Genomic DNA, 299 nt, shown 5'->3' on the forward strand with positions numbered 1-299 from the left:
ATCCATTAGCTACAAATTCTTCTCCATATCTTTCGTTTAAGAACGGGATCATCAGCTCTTCATGTGCTTGGACAACCTTTTCAGATGTGGAGATTTTCCACTCCTCTTCTATTTTTTCGAAGTAAAGCTTGAATTCTGTTGAGGAATGATCTCTATTGTTTCCAGATGTCACGTTTGTATATTCAAACACGCTAGTGGCGATAACTTCTTCGGTCTTATACATAATACCAATGTGAAAGTCTTCTTTCTGATCTTCTGTCGTTCTGGCTTTGAAAAATTCGAAATCATCTGTTACGACT

At 37.1% G+C, this 299-nt stretch carries 1 protein-coding gene; it reads right to left on the minus strand.

Features of this window, described 5'->3' with window-relative positions:
- Positions 1-299, minus strand: a 299-nt coding sequence (locus AOA62_RS31850) for a hypothetical protein (RefSeq protein WP_158235138.1), incomplete at both ends; no start/stop codon positions are given.

This window comes from Pseudomonas sp. 2995-3 (assembly GCF_002742565.1).
Classification (GTDB): Bacteria; Pseudomonadota; Gammaproteobacteria; order Pseudomonadales; family Pseudomonadaceae; genus Aquipseudomonas; species Aquipseudomonas edaphica.